Annotated in this window: 13 protein-coding genes; 12 read left to right on the top strand and 1 reads right to left on the bottom strand. The window is 50.6% G+C overall.

The window, feature by feature from the left end; translation table 11 throughout:
- Position 1: 1 nt before the first annotated feature.
- The 12 genes from murD to mutT all read left to right on the top strand — a co-directional run bounded on the left by murD (position 2) and on the right by mutT (position 14677).
- Positions 2 to 1327 (top strand): UDP-N-acetylmuramoyl-L-alanine--D-glutamate ligase, encoded by a 1326-nt coding sequence (gene murD / locus AC566Q_RS05885; RefSeq protein WP_499614789.1) that lies wholly within the window; start codon positions 2 to 4, stop codon positions 1325 to 1327.
- Entirely contained in the window at positions 1324 to 2598 is a 1275-nt protein-coding gene (gene ftsW / locus AC566Q_RS05890; protein WP_499614792.1) for a cell division protein FtsW, read from the top strand. The genes murD and ftsW overlap by 4 nt, the downstream gene beginning before the upstream one ends.
- A complete protein-coding gene (gene murG / locus AC566Q_RS05895) occupies positions 2591 to 3655 on the top strand; it encodes an undecaprenyldiphospho-muramoylpentapeptide beta-N-acetylglucosaminyltransferase (RefSeq protein ID WP_499617379.1) in 1065 nt (354 codons plus the stop codon). Before ftsW ends, murG begins: the two co-directional genes overlap by 8 nt.
- A 6-nt stretch (positions 3656 to 3661) precedes the next feature.
- Positions 3662 to 5107 (top strand): UDP-N-acetylmuramate--L-alanine ligase, encoded by a 1446-nt coding sequence (murC, locus tag AC566Q_RS05900; protein WP_499614795.1) that lies wholly within the window; start codon positions 3662 to 3664, stop codon positions 5105 to 5107.
- Positions 5107 to 6051, top strand: a complete 945-nt coding sequence (locus tag AC566Q_RS05905; RefSeq protein ID WP_499614800.1) for a D-alanine--D-alanine ligase — start codon at positions 5107 to 5109, stop codon at positions 6049 to 6051. The genes murC and AC566Q_RS05905 overlap by 1 nt, the downstream gene beginning before the upstream one ends.
- Before the next feature lie 7 nt (positions 6052 to 6058).
- A complete protein-coding gene (locus tag AC566Q_RS05910) occupies positions 6059 to 6790 on the top strand; it encodes a cell division protein FtsQ/DivIB (protein ID WP_499614804.1) in 732 nt (243 codons plus the stop codon).
- 17 nt (positions 6791 to 6807) lie between these two features.
- Positions 6808 to 8037 (top strand): cell division protein FtsA, encoded by a 1230-nt coding sequence (gene ftsA, locus AC566Q_RS05915; protein WP_105934333.1) that lies wholly within the window; start codon positions 6808 to 6810, stop codon positions 8035 to 8037.
- A gap of 99 nt (positions 8038 to 8136) precedes the next feature.
- On the top strand, positions 8137 to 9294 hold the full coding sequence (gene ftsZ / locus AC566Q_RS05920; RefSeq protein ID WP_499614809.1) for a cell division protein FtsZ: 1158 nt from the start codon (positions 8137 to 8139) through the stop codon (positions 9292 to 9294).
- A gap of 133 nt (positions 9295 to 9427) precedes the next feature.
- Positions 9428 to 10339, top strand: coding sequence for a UDP-3-O-acyl-N-acetylglucosamine deacetylase (gene lpxC / locus AC566Q_RS05925; protein ID WP_499614812.1), 912 nt, complete (start codon positions 9428 to 9430; stop codon positions 10337 to 10339).
- A gap of 144 nt (positions 10340 to 10483) precedes the next feature.
- Positions 10484 to 11374 (top strand): M23 family metallopeptidase, encoded by an 891-nt coding sequence (locus AC566Q_RS05930; protein WP_499614815.1) that lies wholly within the window; start codon positions 10484 to 10486, stop codon positions 11372 to 11374.
- Between the two features lie 107 nt (positions 11375 to 11481).
- On the top strand, positions 11482 to 14190 hold the full coding sequence (secA, locus tag AC566Q_RS05935) for a preprotein translocase subunit SecA (protein ID WP_105934336.1): 2709 nt from the start codon (positions 11482 to 11484) through the stop codon (positions 14188 to 14190).
- Between the two features lie 82 nt (positions 14191 to 14272).
- A complete protein-coding gene (gene mutT, locus AC566Q_RS05940) occupies positions 14273 to 14677 on the top strand; it encodes an 8-oxo-dGTP diphosphatase MutT (RefSeq protein ID WP_105934337.1) in 405 nt (134 codons plus the stop codon).
- Here mutT and AC566Q_RS05945 read toward each other — a convergent pair.
- The gene (locus AC566Q_RS05945) at positions 14674 to 16596 is read right to left on the bottom strand and encodes a methyl-accepting chemotaxis protein (RefSeq protein WP_499614820.1); all 1923 of its coding nucleotides are present in this window, start codon (positions 16594 to 16596) and stop codon (positions 14674 to 14676) included. The genes mutT and AC566Q_RS05945 overlap by 4 nt on opposite strands.
- Positions 16597 to 16683: the final 87 nt, after the last annotated feature.

Here is a 16683-nt window from a genome sequence, read left to right on the forward strand (position 1 = left end):
TATGACTGAAACAGCGCGTTTACCACAGTATGTTATTGCCGGTCTCGGACAGACCGGTCTTTCCTGTGTGCGCTATCTGCTACAACAATCGGTAGCGTTTAAAGTGTGGGACACCCGCGCAGACTACACTGTCGGCGAGGAGCTGGCTGCCCGGGTAAACGCTGATATCACCTGTGGTGAGTTGCCGCAAAATTACTGGCAAGGCGTAACCCATCTGGTATTAAGTCCTGGTATCGCCACCGATTTACCGGAAGTTGCACGGGCAAGACAGGTGGGTGTCAGCGTGATTGGTGATATTGAATTATTTGCCCTGGCAGTTAAGCAGCCGGTAATTGGGATCACGGGCTCCAACGGCAAGACGACAGTGACTCTGCTAACCACTCATATATTACAGCAACTGGGCTTTAATGCGGTGGCGGCCGGCAATGTCGGTTTACCAGCCCTGGATTCTCTGCAGCAAGCAGCGGATGTAACGGTGCTGGAATTATCCAGCTTCCAGTTGGAAACCACCCGCAGTTTAGCGCTCTGGGCTGGGACGATACTTAACATTTCAGCTGACCATCTCGACCGTCATCATACACTGGCCGCTTACAGTGAAGCCAAACAGCGAATTTTTGACCATTGCCGGGTAGCCGTGGTTAACCGCGACGACAGCAATACCATGCCGATGACTGCCGTCGAGACTAAAATAGCCACCGGTCTCAACCCGGCCAGCGAAGACTTTGGCTGGGATGCGGCCGGGCAAACCATTACTTATAATGGTAAACCCTTACTGGTTCTGGCTGATACCGCACTGGTAGGGCTGCATAATGCACTGAATATTCAGTCCGCACTGGCACTGGTCAGCGTCTTTAGTCAGGATATGACAGCTGCCGCCGAGGCGGTGAAGTCATTTAAGAGTGCGCCGCACCGCTGTACTAAGATTGCCGAAGTCGCGGGCGTCAGTTTTATCGACGATTCAAAAGCAACCAACATCGGCGCTACTGAAGCGGCACTGCAAGGGCTGGCTGGTAGCGTAAAAGGTAAATTGATTCTCATTGCTGGCGGCGATGCGAAAGGCGCAGATTTAAGCGAACTGGCGCCGGTATTATCAGCCCATGTGGATGTTGTCATTGCCCTTGGCAAAGATGGACAGGTACTCAGTGATATAGCTGAGCAAGGCTATTATGTTGAAAGTCTTGAGCGTGCTGTTCAGCAGGCGTTTCTACTGGCGAAACCAGGCGATACGGTGCTGTTATCGCCGGCCTGTGCCAGCCTGGATATGTTTAATAATTACCAGCACCGGGCCGAGGTTTTCCAGCAGGCGGTAAAGGAGTTATCCGCATGAATGCCGTAACTTCTCAGCTTGCCGGCCTTTTCGCTGCGCGCCACGATAAGCCAAACACCAGTGCTCCGGCGTTTGACGGCGGCATTGTATTGGTGGCGTTTGCTCTGATGGCGATTGGTCTCATTATTGTAACCTCTGCTTCCATGCCGGTTGCCGACCGCCTCCATGACAATCCGTTTTATTTCTCAATTCGTCACGGTATTTACCTGATTGCCGCCATTATCGCTGCCATGATTACGGTGCAGTTACCCATGCAATTCTGGCGGGTGACCAACCCCTATATGCTACTGGCTGCCATAGGCCTGCTGGTGGCGGTACTGCTGATTGGCAGAAACGTTAATGGTTCAACTCGCTGGCTGGTTGTCGGGCCTATTACGGTTCAGGCCGCGGAACCGGCGAAGCTGTTTTTCTTCTGTTATCTGGCGGGCTATATGGTCCGGCGTTACGATGAAGTCACAGAGAATCTGAAAGGCTTTATTAAACCGCTGGTCGTGTTCTTTATTCTGGCATTGCTGTTACTGGCGCAACCCGATCTGGGCACTGTAGTTGTAATGCTGGCTACCACCATGGGCCTGTTGTTTTTAGCCGGTGCTAAACTGTGGCAGTTTTTCGCTTTACTATTTGCCGGTGTGTTAGCTGTGGTCGCCCTGATTGTGGATTCAGAGTACCGGCTGGCAAGGGTTACCTCGTTCTGGGATCCCTGGGCCGATCCATTCGGCAGCGGCTATCAGCTGACCCAGTCTTTAATGGCTTACGGGCGGGGTAACTGGTTTGGACAGGGACTGGGCAACAGTTTACAAAAGCTTGAATTCCTGCCTGAAGCGCACACTGACTTTGTTATGGCCATTTTAGCCGAAGAGCTGGGATTCACCGGGGTAATGGTGGTGCTGCTACTGATGTTATGGCTAGTTATCCGGGCGCTACAAATTGGTAATCAGGCGCTGGCCAGTGAACGGGCATTTGAAGGCTTTCTGGCCTATGCCATTGGCATTTGGTTCAGTTTCCAGACCGCAGTAAATATTGGCGCCAGCGCCGGTATCCTGCCCACCAAAGGGTTAACGCTGCCACTGGTGAGTTATGGTGGTTCAAGTTTAATTATTATGTCGGTTACCGTGGCTGTGCTGTTACGGATTGATTTTGAATTACGGGTTGCAGGCGTTCAGGCGCTGGATAAAGGCCGCAAGCGGGAAGGCAAAGCCAAAGTGAAGGCGGCCATGAAACCGCTGCAGGCTAACGATCAGGATGTAGCGCAGGAGCCGGATGATGAGTAAACGTTGTCTGGTGATGGCTGGTGGTACCGGCGGGCATGTATTTCCCGGCATTGCGGTGGCCAATGAATTACAGCGCCGCGGCTGGCACATCGACTGGCTGGGCACGGCAGAACGTATGGAAGCCCAGGTGGTACCGGCCCATGGCTTCCCGATTCATTTTATCCCGGTTAAAGGGTTGCGTGGTAAAGGGATTGGAGCTCGTGTATCGGGCTTACTGGCGCTGGTTAAATCTTTATTTAACGCCCGCAAATTACTGCAACAGCTGAAACCGGATGTGGTTATCGGGATGGGCGGTTATGCCAGCGGCCCAGGCGGTGTTGCGGCGAAAAGCCTCGGCATCCCGATTGTCATCCACGAACAAAATGCGGTGCCTGGCATGACCAACAAGTTACTTGCCCGCATTGCTAAAAAAGTCATGCTTGGGTTTGCTTCGGCGGCGCCGTATTTTGCCGGGGCTAAAACGAAATGCCAGGCCGTGGGTAACCCGGTGCGGGATGAAATTCTCGCCATTGAGCCTAAACGTCAAACCTCACAGCCCATGCGGATGCTGGTGGTGGGCGGCAGTTTAGGGGCGCGGCCACTGAACGAACAGCTGCCGGTGATCTGTCAGTCTTTTCCTGAACTACAGATTCGCCATCAGTGTGGTAAAGGTAACGAACAAACCGTACGCAGAGCCTATGGCGACAAGCCGGTGACCGTGAATGAATTTATTACTGATATGGCCGAGGCTTATCAGTGGGCTGATTTTGTTGTGTGCCGGGCGGGGGCATTAACCGTGGCAGAGGTTTCCGGTGCCGGTAAACCAGCCATTTTTGTGCCGCTGCCCCATGCCGTAGACGACCATCAAACCCTGAATGCGCGCTATCTGGCCGACCAGAATGCCGCCAAAGTGGTGGCACAATCGGCACTTAGCCAGGAATTACCGGTGATTCTGCGTGACTGGCTGGAAAATCCTGATGACTGTGTCAGGATGGCGGCCAATGCGAAACAGTTTGCACCTTACAATGCAGCTCAGCAGGTAGCAGATGCCTGTGAAGCTTTAACTAAAGAGAGATAGCGGTAGATGGTATTGGAAACGCCTTTTCAAAGTCCCCTGATGCGAAAGATCACGCGCATATTTTTTGTCGGGATTGGCGGTGCCGGCATGGGCGGGATCGCCGAAGTGCTGTTGAATGAAGGCTACGATATTGCCGGTTCTGACATCCAGACCGGTGCAATGACCGAGCGCCTGACCGCGCTGGGCGCAGATATTGCCATTGGCCATCGTGCTGAAAATGTGGTGGATGCCAACGTTGTGGTGGTTTCCAGTGCAATCAACGAGGCTAATCCCGAGATTCAGTATGCCCGGGAAAAACGTATCCCGATTATCCGTCGCGCGGAAATGCTGGCTGAATTAATGCGTTTCCGTCATGGCATCGCGGTGGCTGGTACCCATGGTAAAACCACCACTACCAGCCTTATTGCGACCATTTTTGCCGAGGCCGGGCGCGATCCTACTTTCGTGATTGGCGGTTTGCTTAACAGCGCCGGTACTAATGCACGACTCGGCAGCAGTCGATATTTAATCGCTGAAGCGGATGAGAGTGATGCTTCGTTTCTGCACCTTCAGCCGATGATGAGTGTGGTGACCAATATCGAAGCTGACCATATGGAAACCTATGGCGGCGATTTCAGTAAAATGACCGACACCTACATTGAGTTTTTACATAATCTGCCGTTTTACGGACAGGCCGTAGTGTGTGGCGATGACCAGGTTATCCGTTCGCTGTTGCCACAAATCGGTCGCAGCGTGATCACCTACGGTCTGGATGAAGACAACGATGTATACGCCACCGATATTCACTACAGTTTTGGCTCGGCGCATTTTACCGTTCATCGCCCGGACCGAGAGCCACTGGCTATAAAGCTGAATCAGACCGGTAAGCACAATGTGCTCAACGCCCTGGCTGCTATCACAGTGGCTACGGAAGAAGGGATAGACGATCAGTCAGTGCAGGCCGCGCTGGCCGGTTTCGGCGGCATTGGCCGTCGTTTTGAGGTGCTCGGACAGTTTGATACCAGTGTGGGAGAGGTGACCCTGGTGGACGATTACGGCCACCATCCAACGGAAGTGGCGGCGACCATTGAAGCGGCCCGCAACAACTGGCCGGATCAAAGGCTGGTAATGATTTATCAACCGCACCGTTACACCCGAACCCGTGATTTGTACGAAGACTTCGTGGAAGTACTGTCTCAGGTGGATTGTTTATTACTGCTGGATGTTTATGCGGCCAGCGAACAGCCTATTGATGGTGCAGACAGTCGTTCACTGGCGCGCTCGATACGTGCCCGCGGCCAGTTAGAGCCGGTTTATGTCAGCGATCACGGTGAACTGCCTGCGATTCTCGCTAATCAGTTGCAGGAAGGTGATATTGTGATGACGCAGGGCGCCGGTAACGTAGGCCAGCTGGCCAGGAAACTGGCGGCGATGCAGTTAAACCCGCAACTGATGCAGCAGGAGGAGCCGTAATGGCCTTTAAAACTTATGCCCCGCAAGCCTTCGGGCGTGTTGCTGTAATGTACGGCGGCGACTCTGCTGAGCGGGAAGTTTCCTTGCGCTCCGGCGAGACCGTTTTAAAAGCCCTTACAGAAGCCGGCGTAGAGGCCATCGCTTTCGATACAGCTGAGCGTCAACTAGTTGAATTGATTGATGAAAAAGTCGATCGTGTACTGATAATGTTACATGGTCGTGGCGGCGAAGATGGCAGCATGCAAGGGGCTTTACAGCAGCTCAAAATACCTTACACAGGTAGCTCCGTACTGGGTTCTGCACTGGCCATGGACAAGATCCATAGTAAGCAAATCTGGCAATGCCTGAATATTCCCACCGCGAAATATGAAATTGCTGTAAAAAGTCGCTTTGAAGCTGGATCATGCGGCGCTATAATGAATAAATTAGGGGGAAAAGTCATGGTTAAACCGGCTCGGGAAGGTTCGAGCATCGGGATGGCCAAAGTGACTAGCGCTAAACAACTCGCGACTGCCATACAAGACGCATTCAAATACGATAATACAGTCTTGTTGGAGCAGTATATTGAAGGACCTGAATATACCGTTGCCGTTGTGCAAGGTCAGGCTTTACCTTCGATCCGCATGTCAACCCCGCATATATTTTACGATTATTCGGCTAAGTATCAGGATAATACGACCGAATATTTTTGCCCGAGTGGTTTGTCTGATGAAGACGAACAACACCTGGCAACGCTGTGTGCATCTGCATTTGAAGCGCTATCGGCCACTGGCTGGGGGCGGGTAGATGTGATGCAGGACAAACAATCTGGTGAGTTTTATTTGCTTGAGGCCAATACGGCGCCGGGTATGACTGAGAAAAGTCTGGTTCCCAAGGCCGCGGCTGCAGCCGGGATTAGTTTTACAGACTTAGTATTAGCGATTCTGGCTACCAGTATGGAGTAACCCGAGAATGTCAGCAGAACAACACCAGGCGCCCTGGGGCGGCATTGCTTTTTTAGCCGTGTTGGTGGTGTTGCTGATAAGCGGTGTCATTCATACCTATAACTGGATGCAGGATGAGCAACAGGCACCGGTGCAGGTCATTGACTTCTCCGGGCAGTTTGAACAACTGGACGTACTGAAACTGGAGCGGCTTATCCGTCAGTCTCAGCCTGGCAGCTTTTTTGCGCTGGATGTGAACGACATTCACCGGCTGCTGGAAGATCAGGCCTGGGTGTACCGGGCGTCGGTACGTAAGCAGTGGCCTAACCGGTTAAAGGTTTACCTGGTGGAGCAAACACCAGTAGCCAGATGGAATGAAGATTTAATGCTCAACCCTTACGGCGAAAGCTTTAACGCTGAGGGTAAAAATTTAGGCTTACCGCGCCTGTTCGGCCCGGGCGGCAGTGAGAAAACGGCATTAGAAGGATTTAACGCCATGCAGCGGTTACTGCGTAGCCGGCAACTGGATATCGAAGAGTTGTCGTTATCAGAGCGCTTTGCCTGGCAGGTACAACTGGTAAACGGGATTGAGATAAACCTTGGTCGACAGGAGTTTATTGACCGTTTACAACGATTTGTGGATGTTTACCCATTACTGAGTGAACAACCTAAGGGTGTTAGTTACGTGGATTTACGTTACGACACAGGGCTGGCCGTAGGCTGGCAAAATGAAACTGATACTAATCAGACTAAAAGTTAATAAGAGATAAGCGGCATATGTCTAAACCGGCAGAACGTAATTTGATTGTAGGACTGGATATCGGCACCAGCCGTGTAAAGGCCGTCCTCGGCGAGTTACTCGACGATGAGCAAATCAGTATCGTAGGTGTCGGTACCCATCCTGCCCGTGGTATGGATAAGGGTGGTGTGAACGATTTGAACCTGGTGGTGAAGTCTGTTCAAAGTGCAGTAAACGAAATGGAACTGATGGCCGATTGTCAGGTCTCTTCTGTGTTTATGTCGATTTCCGGACGGCACGTGAAATGCCAGAACGAAAGTGGCATGGTGCCGATTAATAATCAGGAAGTAACTCAGGAAGACGTCGATAACGTGGTCCATGCCGCACGCTCGGTACCCATTGCGGCAGAACGTCGGTTACTGCATGTATTGCCACAGGAGTTTACCATTGATGTGCAGGAAGGCATTAAAAACCCGATTGGCATGTCAGGGGTAAGAATGGAAGCCGAGGCCCATATTATTACCTGTGCGGACGATATGGCGAAAAACCTGGTGAAATGTATCGAGCGCTGCGAGTTACAGGCCGATCAAATCATTTTCTCGGCGCTGGCATCCAGTTATGCCGTGCTGACAGATGATGAGCGTGAGCTCGGTGTCTGTGTAGTGGATATCGGTGCCGGCACGATGGATATTGTGATCTACACTGATGGTGCAATTCGTTATACCGCGGTAGTGCCGTTAGCCGGTAATCAGATTACCAGTGATATTGCAAAAATCTTCAGAACGCCAATTAGCAACGCTGAAGAAATAAAAGTTAACTATGCCTGCGCGCTAAAAGACATGGTTAGCATGGAAGAGAGTATTGAGGTACCCAGCGTTGGCGGTCGTCCGGCGCGGGTAATGTCTCGTCATACTCTGGCAGAGGTCATAGAACCTCGGTATCAGGAATTGTTTGAACTGATACATAAAGAAATTAAAAACAGTGGTTTTGAAGAGCAGATCGCTGCGGGCCTGGTGTTAACTGGTGGTACCGCAAAGATGGAAGGGGCTGTTGAAATCGCTGAAGAAATTTTCCAAATGCCGGTGCGGGTGGGTAGTCCGCTGAATATGGTTGGCTTGTCGGAATATACTGACGATGCCAGTTTCGCAACGGCAGTGGGGTTACTCCACTATGGAAAGATGCAAGCAGATAATAAAAAAACGAGCAAGCAACGCGTAGCGGATGGTTTATTCAAGCGCGTGCAAAGTTGGTTTAAAGGTGAATTTTAAATTTTAGGGGGCGCTTAGGTTTATCCGCGAGAGTCATGGAATGCTCAATATGCAGGTGAACTCAAGTGTTAGAAAGACGTACAGAACCGGAGAGTAAGTATGTTTGAATTAATGGATAGCCACGGCGAAGAAGCCGTAATCAAAGTCATCGGTGTCGGTGGCGGCGGTGGCAATGCGGTTGAGCACATGGTGTCTCAGAGCATTGAAGGCGTAGAATTTATTGCAGTAAACACTGATGCACAGGTGTTACGTAGCTCTTCTGCAGATGTCACTCTGCAGATTGGCTCAAATGTGACTAAAGGTCTGGGTGCAGGTGCTGATCCTAACAAGGGTCGTGAAGCCGCACAGGAAGATCGCGAAACTATCCGCCAGGCGCTGGATGGTGCTGATATGGTATTTATCACCGCAGGTATGGGTGGTGGTACTGGTACTGGTGCCGCGCCGGAAGTGGCCAAGATTGCCCGTGAAATGGGCATCCTGACGGTTGCTGTGGTTACCAAGCCGTTTCCATTTGAAGGTAAAAAGCGGACTGATTTTGCTAACCAGGGCACTGATGAACTGGCTCGCAACGTTGACTCGCTGATTACTATTCCCAATGAGAAGTTGCTGAAAGTGATGGGCCCGGGTACGCCGCTGTTACAAGCGTTTAGTGCTGCTAATGACGTATTACGTGGTGCAGTGCAGGGGATTGCTGAACTGATTACCCGCCCTGGTTTGATCAACGTGGATTTCGCTGACGTACGTACTGTAATGTCTGAAATGGGTAAAGCCATGATGGGCAGCGGTTCAGCCTCAGGTCCGGACCGTGCTGAAGAAGCAGCAGAAGCAGCGATTGCCAGCCCGCTTCTGGAAGACATCGATCTGTCTGGTGCGCGCGGTATTCTGGTGAATATCACCGCGGGCCCTGATTTCGCCATTGACGAGTTCGAAACGGTGGGTAATGCGGTTAAAGCATTTGCCTCCGAGAACGCTACGGTAGTAGTGGGTACCGTTATCGACATGGAAATGACCGAAGAACTGCGGGTTACCGTGGTGGCAACCGGGATTGGTGCGGAGCGTAAGCCTGACATCTCACTGGTGAGCTCTGAAGGTTCACGCCTGAGTGCTTCAGCCCGTGAGTTCCAGTCCAGCGGTGAATCCCGTGCGGTAGGCGGTACTGAAGGTAACCAGGCGCTGAAAGCGGATGAAAATGCGCAGCCTGGCAATGACCTTGAATACCTGGATATTCCGGCTTTCCTGCGTAAGCAGGCAGACTAGAACGGTAAACAAAAATTTACAGGGTGCTTGGTCAAAAGGTTAATATTGTTCATAAAGTGACCGATACTTTTGACAAGTAAGTGATGGCTAACTATAATGTTCGGCCGCTTTAGGTTAGGTGTTTTTTAAAGCCATGATTAGACAACGTACAATTAAACATGCAGTCCAGGAAACTGGCATAGGTTTGCACAAAGGGGACAAGGTCACGATGACTCTCCGGCCTGCGCCTGCGAACACGGGAATCGTGTTTCGGCGTATTGACCTTGAACCGCATGTGGACATTCACTCCCGCGCGAACGCGGTTGGGAATACCATGCTGTGTACCTGTCTGAATAATGACGACGGTGTGAGCATTCATACCGTGGAACACTTAGCGTCAGCATTGGCCGGACTGGGTATCGATAACATCATTGTTGAAGTTAACAGCAATGAACTGCCGATTATGGACGGCAGTGCGAGTCCGTTTGTGTTCTTGCTGCAGTCGGCTGGTATTGAAGAATTAAATGCGCCTAAGCGCTTTATTCGCATTACCAAACCCGTTCGTGTAGAAGACGGCGACAAATGGGCAGAACTACGTCCGTATGACGGCTTCCGGGTTGATTTCCAGATTGACTTTGAACACCCGGTTATCAGCCAGACTCGCCAGCATATGGTAATGGATTTTGATTCGTGCTCTTATGTGAGCGAGGTGAGCCGTGCCCGTACCTTTGGTTTTATGCGCGATCTGGAATACATGAACGCCAACAATCTGGCCCTCGGAGGCAGCATGGAAAATGCCGTCGCGCTGGATGACTACCGGGTACTGAATCCGGAAGGTTTGCGTTATGATGATGAGTTCCTCAAACATAAAATCCTCGACGCCATCGGTGACCTGTATTTAGGTGGTCACAGTATCATTGGTGAGCTGGCGGCATATAAAACCGGCCATGGTCTTAACAACAAGTTGCTGAATGCGGTACTCGCGCAGAGTGATTGTTGGGAATACATCACCTATGAGTCGCAGGACGAAGCGCCAATTCGCTACGCGCAACCCGCTATGGCTTGATACTTTATGCTGAAAAAGCCGCCCTCGTGGCGGCTTTTTTGTTGTTTAATAGGGGTGAATGTCGCTAGAATAGCGAACCATAATAGTTAAGCTGGCTGATATTGCACCGCTGGCTCAGATTTGAAAGATAAAAAAGACTTCAAAATGAAACTAACCGTGACATTTATTGGTAAGCATAAACGCATCAGGCGCAGCATCAGTGTGCGCTCGATAGTGAGCCTTACCGTGTTATCGTCACTGTTTCTTCTTGTATCCAGTCGTTCTACCGACTCTTCCTTTGAAAACCTTGCCCGCGTAAAAGTTGCCCAGAATATTCTGGAAGCCGAACAGCAGCAGGTAGATTCCCTTGCTGCCGCAACCGATGAACAGGTTAAGGCATTGGCGGCGCAACTAATGGCAATGCAAAACTCGCTGGATAAAATAGACGCGAAAACTCAGGTACTGGCTAAAGCGATGGGTGTAGACGAGCAGTCGGTAGGCGATTTCGGGCTGGCGTCAGCCAGCATAAATAGTCAGTTGGAAGACGAAGAACGGCGGTTGTTATCGCCGATAAAAGCATTAAGCAGTCAGTTAAAGCATAAGCAGCAGCAACTGGCCGCACTTGAAAGATTGGTTACCGGGCACCATATAGATGAACAGATTAGTTTGTCGGGACGCCCGATAGAGACAGGATGGTTATCATCCTACTATGGCATGCGCACGGATCCCTTTACCGGACAACCGGCCATGCACAACGGATTAGACTTTGCCGGTGAAGTAGGTGACGATGTTGTTGCCACCGCGGCAGGCATAGTGACCTGGTCAGGCGATCGGTACGGTTACGGACATCTCGTGGAAATAGAACACGGCGATGGTTTAGTAACGCGCTATGGCCACAATCAGACTCTGCTGGTTAATAAGGGTGATTTGGTTACGAAGGGCCAGGTCATCGCGCTAATGGGGAGTACCGGACGTTCTACCGGCGCCCATGTCCATTACGAAGTCATTAAAGCAGGTCAGAAAGTCGATCCACTCCCTTACGTTTACAAAAAATAGCGTAAGCCTCTATTACACGCCAATCAATCTATTGTAACGCGACAGATTAATCTGCCGATCAGATTTTTTTGTTTTTGATAAATCACAGAAGTGGAAATACCAACACAATGTTTGCAAGCATGCTCAGGAAAGTATTTGGCAGTCGTAACGATCGACTATTAAAAAAATTACAAAAGCACGTCAATGCCATTAATGCGCTGGAAGCAGAATACGAAGCCCTTGATGATGCTGCGCTAAAGCAGAAGACGGCAGAGTTTCAGCAACGCCTGAAAGACGGCGCGAGTCTCGATGATATTCTTATCGAAGCATTCGCAACCGTTCGTGAGGCCAGCAAACGTGTGTATGGCATGCGCCACTTCGATGTTCAGATGCTTGGTGGACAGGTACTGCACTCCGGTAAAATTGCCGAGATGCGTACCGGTGAAGGTAAAACGCTGACCTCTACCTTACCCACTTACTTAAATGCACTCACCGGCCGTGGTGTTCACGTGATTACCGTGAACGATTACCTGGCCAAACGGGATGCAAACTGGAGCCGCAGTTTATTTGAATATCTGGGCTTGACCGTGGGATGTAACGTGCCAGGACTAGCGCCGGAGCAGAAGCGCGAGGCTTATCAGGCAGATATTACTTACGGTACTAACAACGAATTTGGTTTTGATTACCTGCGCGATAACATGGCGTTTAGCCCCCAGGATCGTGTGCAGCGTGAACTCTATTATGCGGTAATCGACGAAGTGGACTCCATCCTGATTGATGAAGCCCGTACGCCGCTGATCATCTCTGGTGCCGCCGAAGACAGTTCAGAGCTGTACTTACGCATTAATCAGATAATTCCTGAGCTGACCAGACAAGACAAAGAAGACGAAGAAGGTAAGCATGGCGATGGTGACTTCACTATCGATGAAAAAGCCAAGCAAATTCACCTGACAGAACACGGTCAAATTCACGTTGAAGAAATAATGAAACGTGAAGGTCTGCTTAACGAAGAAGAATCGTTATTTGATGCCGGTAATATTTCATTACTGCACCACGTCAACGCGGCCTTGCGTGCCCACAAGCTGTTTACCAAAGACGTCGACTACATCGTCAAAGACGATAACATTGTTATTGTTGATGAGCATACCGGCCGTACAATGGAAGGCAGACGCTGGTCAGAAGGTTTACACCAGGCGGTTGAAGCCAAAGAAGGCGTGAAGATTCAGAACGAAAACCAGACTCTGGCATCCATTACTTTCCAGAACTATTTCCGTTTATACGAAAAACTGTCGGGTATGACAGGTACGGCTGACACCGAAGCCTTCGAATTTAATCATATCTACAGCCTCGAAACAGTGGTTATTCCTACCAACCGCGCCATGGTGCGGGATGATAAGGCAGATTTAATCTACCTGACGGCTCAGGAAAAATACGACGCCATCGTCGAAGATATTCGCCGCTGCGTTAAGCGTGGTCAGCCTACGCTGGTAGGTACGGTGTCTATCGAAAACTCTGAGTTGCTGTCACGTATTCTCAAGAAAGAAAAGATTCCCCATAAGGTACTGAATGCCAAGTTCCATGCTCAGGAAGCCGATATCGTTGCGCAGGCCGGTCGGCCCGGCGCGGTAACTATTGCTACCAACATGGCGGGCCGTGGTACCGATATTGTGCTTGGTGGTAACTGGCAGGCGGAAGTCGATAAGCTGGAAAATCCAACCGAAGCCCAGATTCAGAAAATTAAAGAGCAGTGGGAAAAAGACCACGAGACCGTACTGGCTGCCGGTGGCCTGCACATTATTGGTACCGAGCGCCATGAGTCACGTCGTATCGATAACCAGTTACGTGGTCGTGCTGGTCGTCAGGGTGACCCTGGGTCATCACGTTTTTATCTGTCACTGGATGATGCCCTGATGCGTATTTTCGCCTCAGAAAAAATGGCCAGCATGATGAAACGTCTGGGCATGGAAAAAGGCGAAGCTATCGAGCATCCATGGGTAACCCGCGCAATTGAAAACGCCCAGCGCAAGGTAGAAGGACGCAACTTTGATATTCGTAAGCAGTTGCTGGAGTACGACGATGTTGCCAACGATCAACGTAAGGTGATTTACGAGCAGCGCAACGAACTGCTGGATGAGTCGGACATCAGTGAAACTGTACAGGCAATCCGCGAAGACGTTATCAGTGGCGTGGTAGATGAGTACATTCCACCCCAGTCGCTGGAAGAAATGTGGGATGTGCCCGGGCTGGAGCAGCGTCTTAAGGCAGACTTTGCACTGGACGCGCCAATTCAGCAATGGCTGGATGCAGACGACAAACTGTATGAAGAAAAACTGCGTGAGAAAATTCTGGATGAGTTAAACGCAGCTTACAAAGCCAAAGAAGACATGGTGGGTGAGCAGGTACTGCGTCAGTTTGAAAAAGCGGTGATGCTGCAGAACCTCGACAGTAACTGGAAAGAGCACCTGGCCGCCATGGACCATCTGCGTCAGGGCATTCACTTGCGCGGTTACGCTCAGAAAAATCCTAAGCAGGAATATAAGCGTGAAGCTTTTGAGTTATTCTCGAATATGCTGGAAGGGCTTAAGCTTGAGGTAATTACCATTTTAAGCCGGGTGCAGGTTCGCGCTGAATCGGATGTTGAGAAAGTGGAAGAGCAACGTCGTCAGGCCGACGATGTACCTAAGAACTTCCAGCATGCCGAAGCTGACGGTAAGCCATCAGAAGACGTGAGCGGCCCTCAGGCAGCCATGCGACAGGGGCCAAAAGTCGGTCGTAATGATCCTTGCCCCTGTGGTTCAGGCAAAAAATACAAGCAGTGTCACGGTAAATTAAGTTAAACCGAAAGCGCTGAATAAGAGGCTGGTTATCTGTGGTGAGCAGGTTGCCAGCCTTTTTTTTGAGCAAAACAGGTAATGAGATATGAAATACATCGATGTGGCAGTAGGGGTAATCCTGCGCGATAACCAAGCCTTTGTCTGTTTACGCGCCAGTGATAAGCATCAGGGCGGTAAGTGGGAGTTTCCCGGCGGCAAAGTCGAGCCAGGCGAATCACCGGAGCTTGCGCTGGGCAGAGAATTGCAGGAAGAAGTGGCCATTGTAACCACGCAGTGTGATTCACTTATACTCATTGAGCACGATTACGGTGATAAGTGTGTACGTTTGCATGTGTACACTGTTACCGGGTTCGACGGCGAACCCACCGGTGCCGAAGGCCAGTCGGGTAAATGGCTGGCACTGGATAACCTGAATTACGATGACTTCCCGGCAGCTAACCGGGAAATCATTGATGCTCTGATGGCACAACAAGCGAAGACGACAAGTTAAAACCGGTAGCGTTTAAGTTGTTGCTGCATGCTGCTGATTTCGTCGACCAGTTGCGCACAGTTTTGCGCAACCTGGCGGGCGTATTCACTGTTCTGATTGCCCACATCCTGAATACTGCTCAGACGTTTGGCCACATCCTCGGTGATGCTGGCCTGCCGTGACGCCATGGTCGCCGCTTCCTGATTTAACTCAGTAATGGTAGCCACTGCATGCAGTGACTTCTCCAGGGACTCGCCGGCGTTTTGTGTCACTTGCACAGTAGCAAACGCATTGTCCTTGTTTTGCTGCATTTTATCAGCCGCCTCCCGACTGCCCTGTTGCAAGCGCTCAATCATCACGCGGATTTCTTCTGTAGATGACTGGGTGCGACTGGCCAGTGAGCGGACTTCGTCTGCGACCACGGCGAACCCGCGGCCTTGCTCTCCGGCTCGCGCAGCCTCAATCGCTGCATTGAGTGCCAGTAGATTTGTTTGCTCAGCGATATTACGTATAACATCCATGACGCCACTGATTTGTTCACTGGCAGCAGCCAGTTCATTGATAACCTGAACCGACGTATCGATATTTTGTGCCTGGGCCTCAATGTCCTTAATGGTTGCTGACAACACACTAACACTGTTGCGGGTATCACGGTCGGCTGCGCCGGCGGCTTCATTAGAATGGTTAATGTTAGTGGAGACCGCCAGCGCATTTTCCTGTAGCGTGGTTAATGCGTCGCCGATGGCACTGGTTTCACCGGTAAGTTCTGTTACTGTCGAACTGGATTTCACCGCAGTGTCATTAAGTTGCCGGGACTGGGAAAGCATGGTGTCTGTGGCCTGATTTACGCTCCTCAGAGTGGTCTGTAGTTGCGAAAGCAGTTTATTAAACCCTTTTGCCATCTGGCCAAATTCGTCGCTGGTGTTGGCATTAAAGCGAAAGGTTAAGTCGCCTTCGCCCGAAGCAAGGTCGTATATCACTGCAATAAATTCATCCAGTGGCTTACCGACAAAATGTCTTATCAGATAGAATAACGCCACCAGGATAACCCCACTGACGACTATAATTTTGAGCAATATCGACAATACCGCACTGGTAACCAAGGCCGATTTTTCGTCATTTGAAGCCGCCAGTATTAACTCGTAGCCCCACTTCTCGAACGGAACTACGGTGACTTCCCATTCATCGCTGGCATTGCTGAGCGCACTGTTAACTAAACTTTCATTAACGTGGGAAGAATACATTCGAAGGTTACCCTTGCTGTCTTTCAGAGCGACAAATCCCTCTTCAAGTAATTTGCTTTTGGTTATGGCTTCTTCGAGAACATTGAGATCGGCAGAATAGCCCACGTACCAAATACCTATGACTTGTTGAGCCGCATTAAACATCGGCTCGTAAGCAGTGAGGTAAGGACTGCCGAGAATATCCACCGCGCCATAATAGGCTTTACGTTGTTTGATCTGCGCCATAGCTTTACCTTGCGGTGCCAGCTTGGTACCAATCGCCCGTTCACCGTCTTTGATAACATTGGTGCTGACCCGAATAAAATCATCGCCGGTTTTGCTAAACAGTGTAGCGGTGCCACCCATTACAGAGGTAAGACCGTCAACCAATGCAAAGTTATTGGCCTGTGCTTCGCCGCCAATAAACAGTTGGGTGGCCGGTGTCTGCTTCACCATTACTTCGCCACCCTGAGAGGGAATACCCATTTCATTCCCGCGTTCTTTTAGCAGTTTCATACTGCTAACCACACGTTCGTGCATTAGAGAATCAGTGACGGTGAGAATATTTGTCAGCCTGGCCGACAACTGTTCTTTTTGCTGGTTTATCTTATCTTCAGCCTCTGAGGAGGCTGAAACAGAAGTAATAATCGCAATCACCACCGCAAAAGCGGCAATGACCACTGTGATAGCAATTAGAAATTTACGCTGAATGGACATACTTACTCCGGCAACTATCGGGTTTTGCTGGCGTCCCTGCCTGGCAAAAAATGCAGCAGCTAAATTGGCTGCTTTGTTATTACTAGT

The organism is Alteromonas sp. H02 (genome assembly GCF_059682525.1).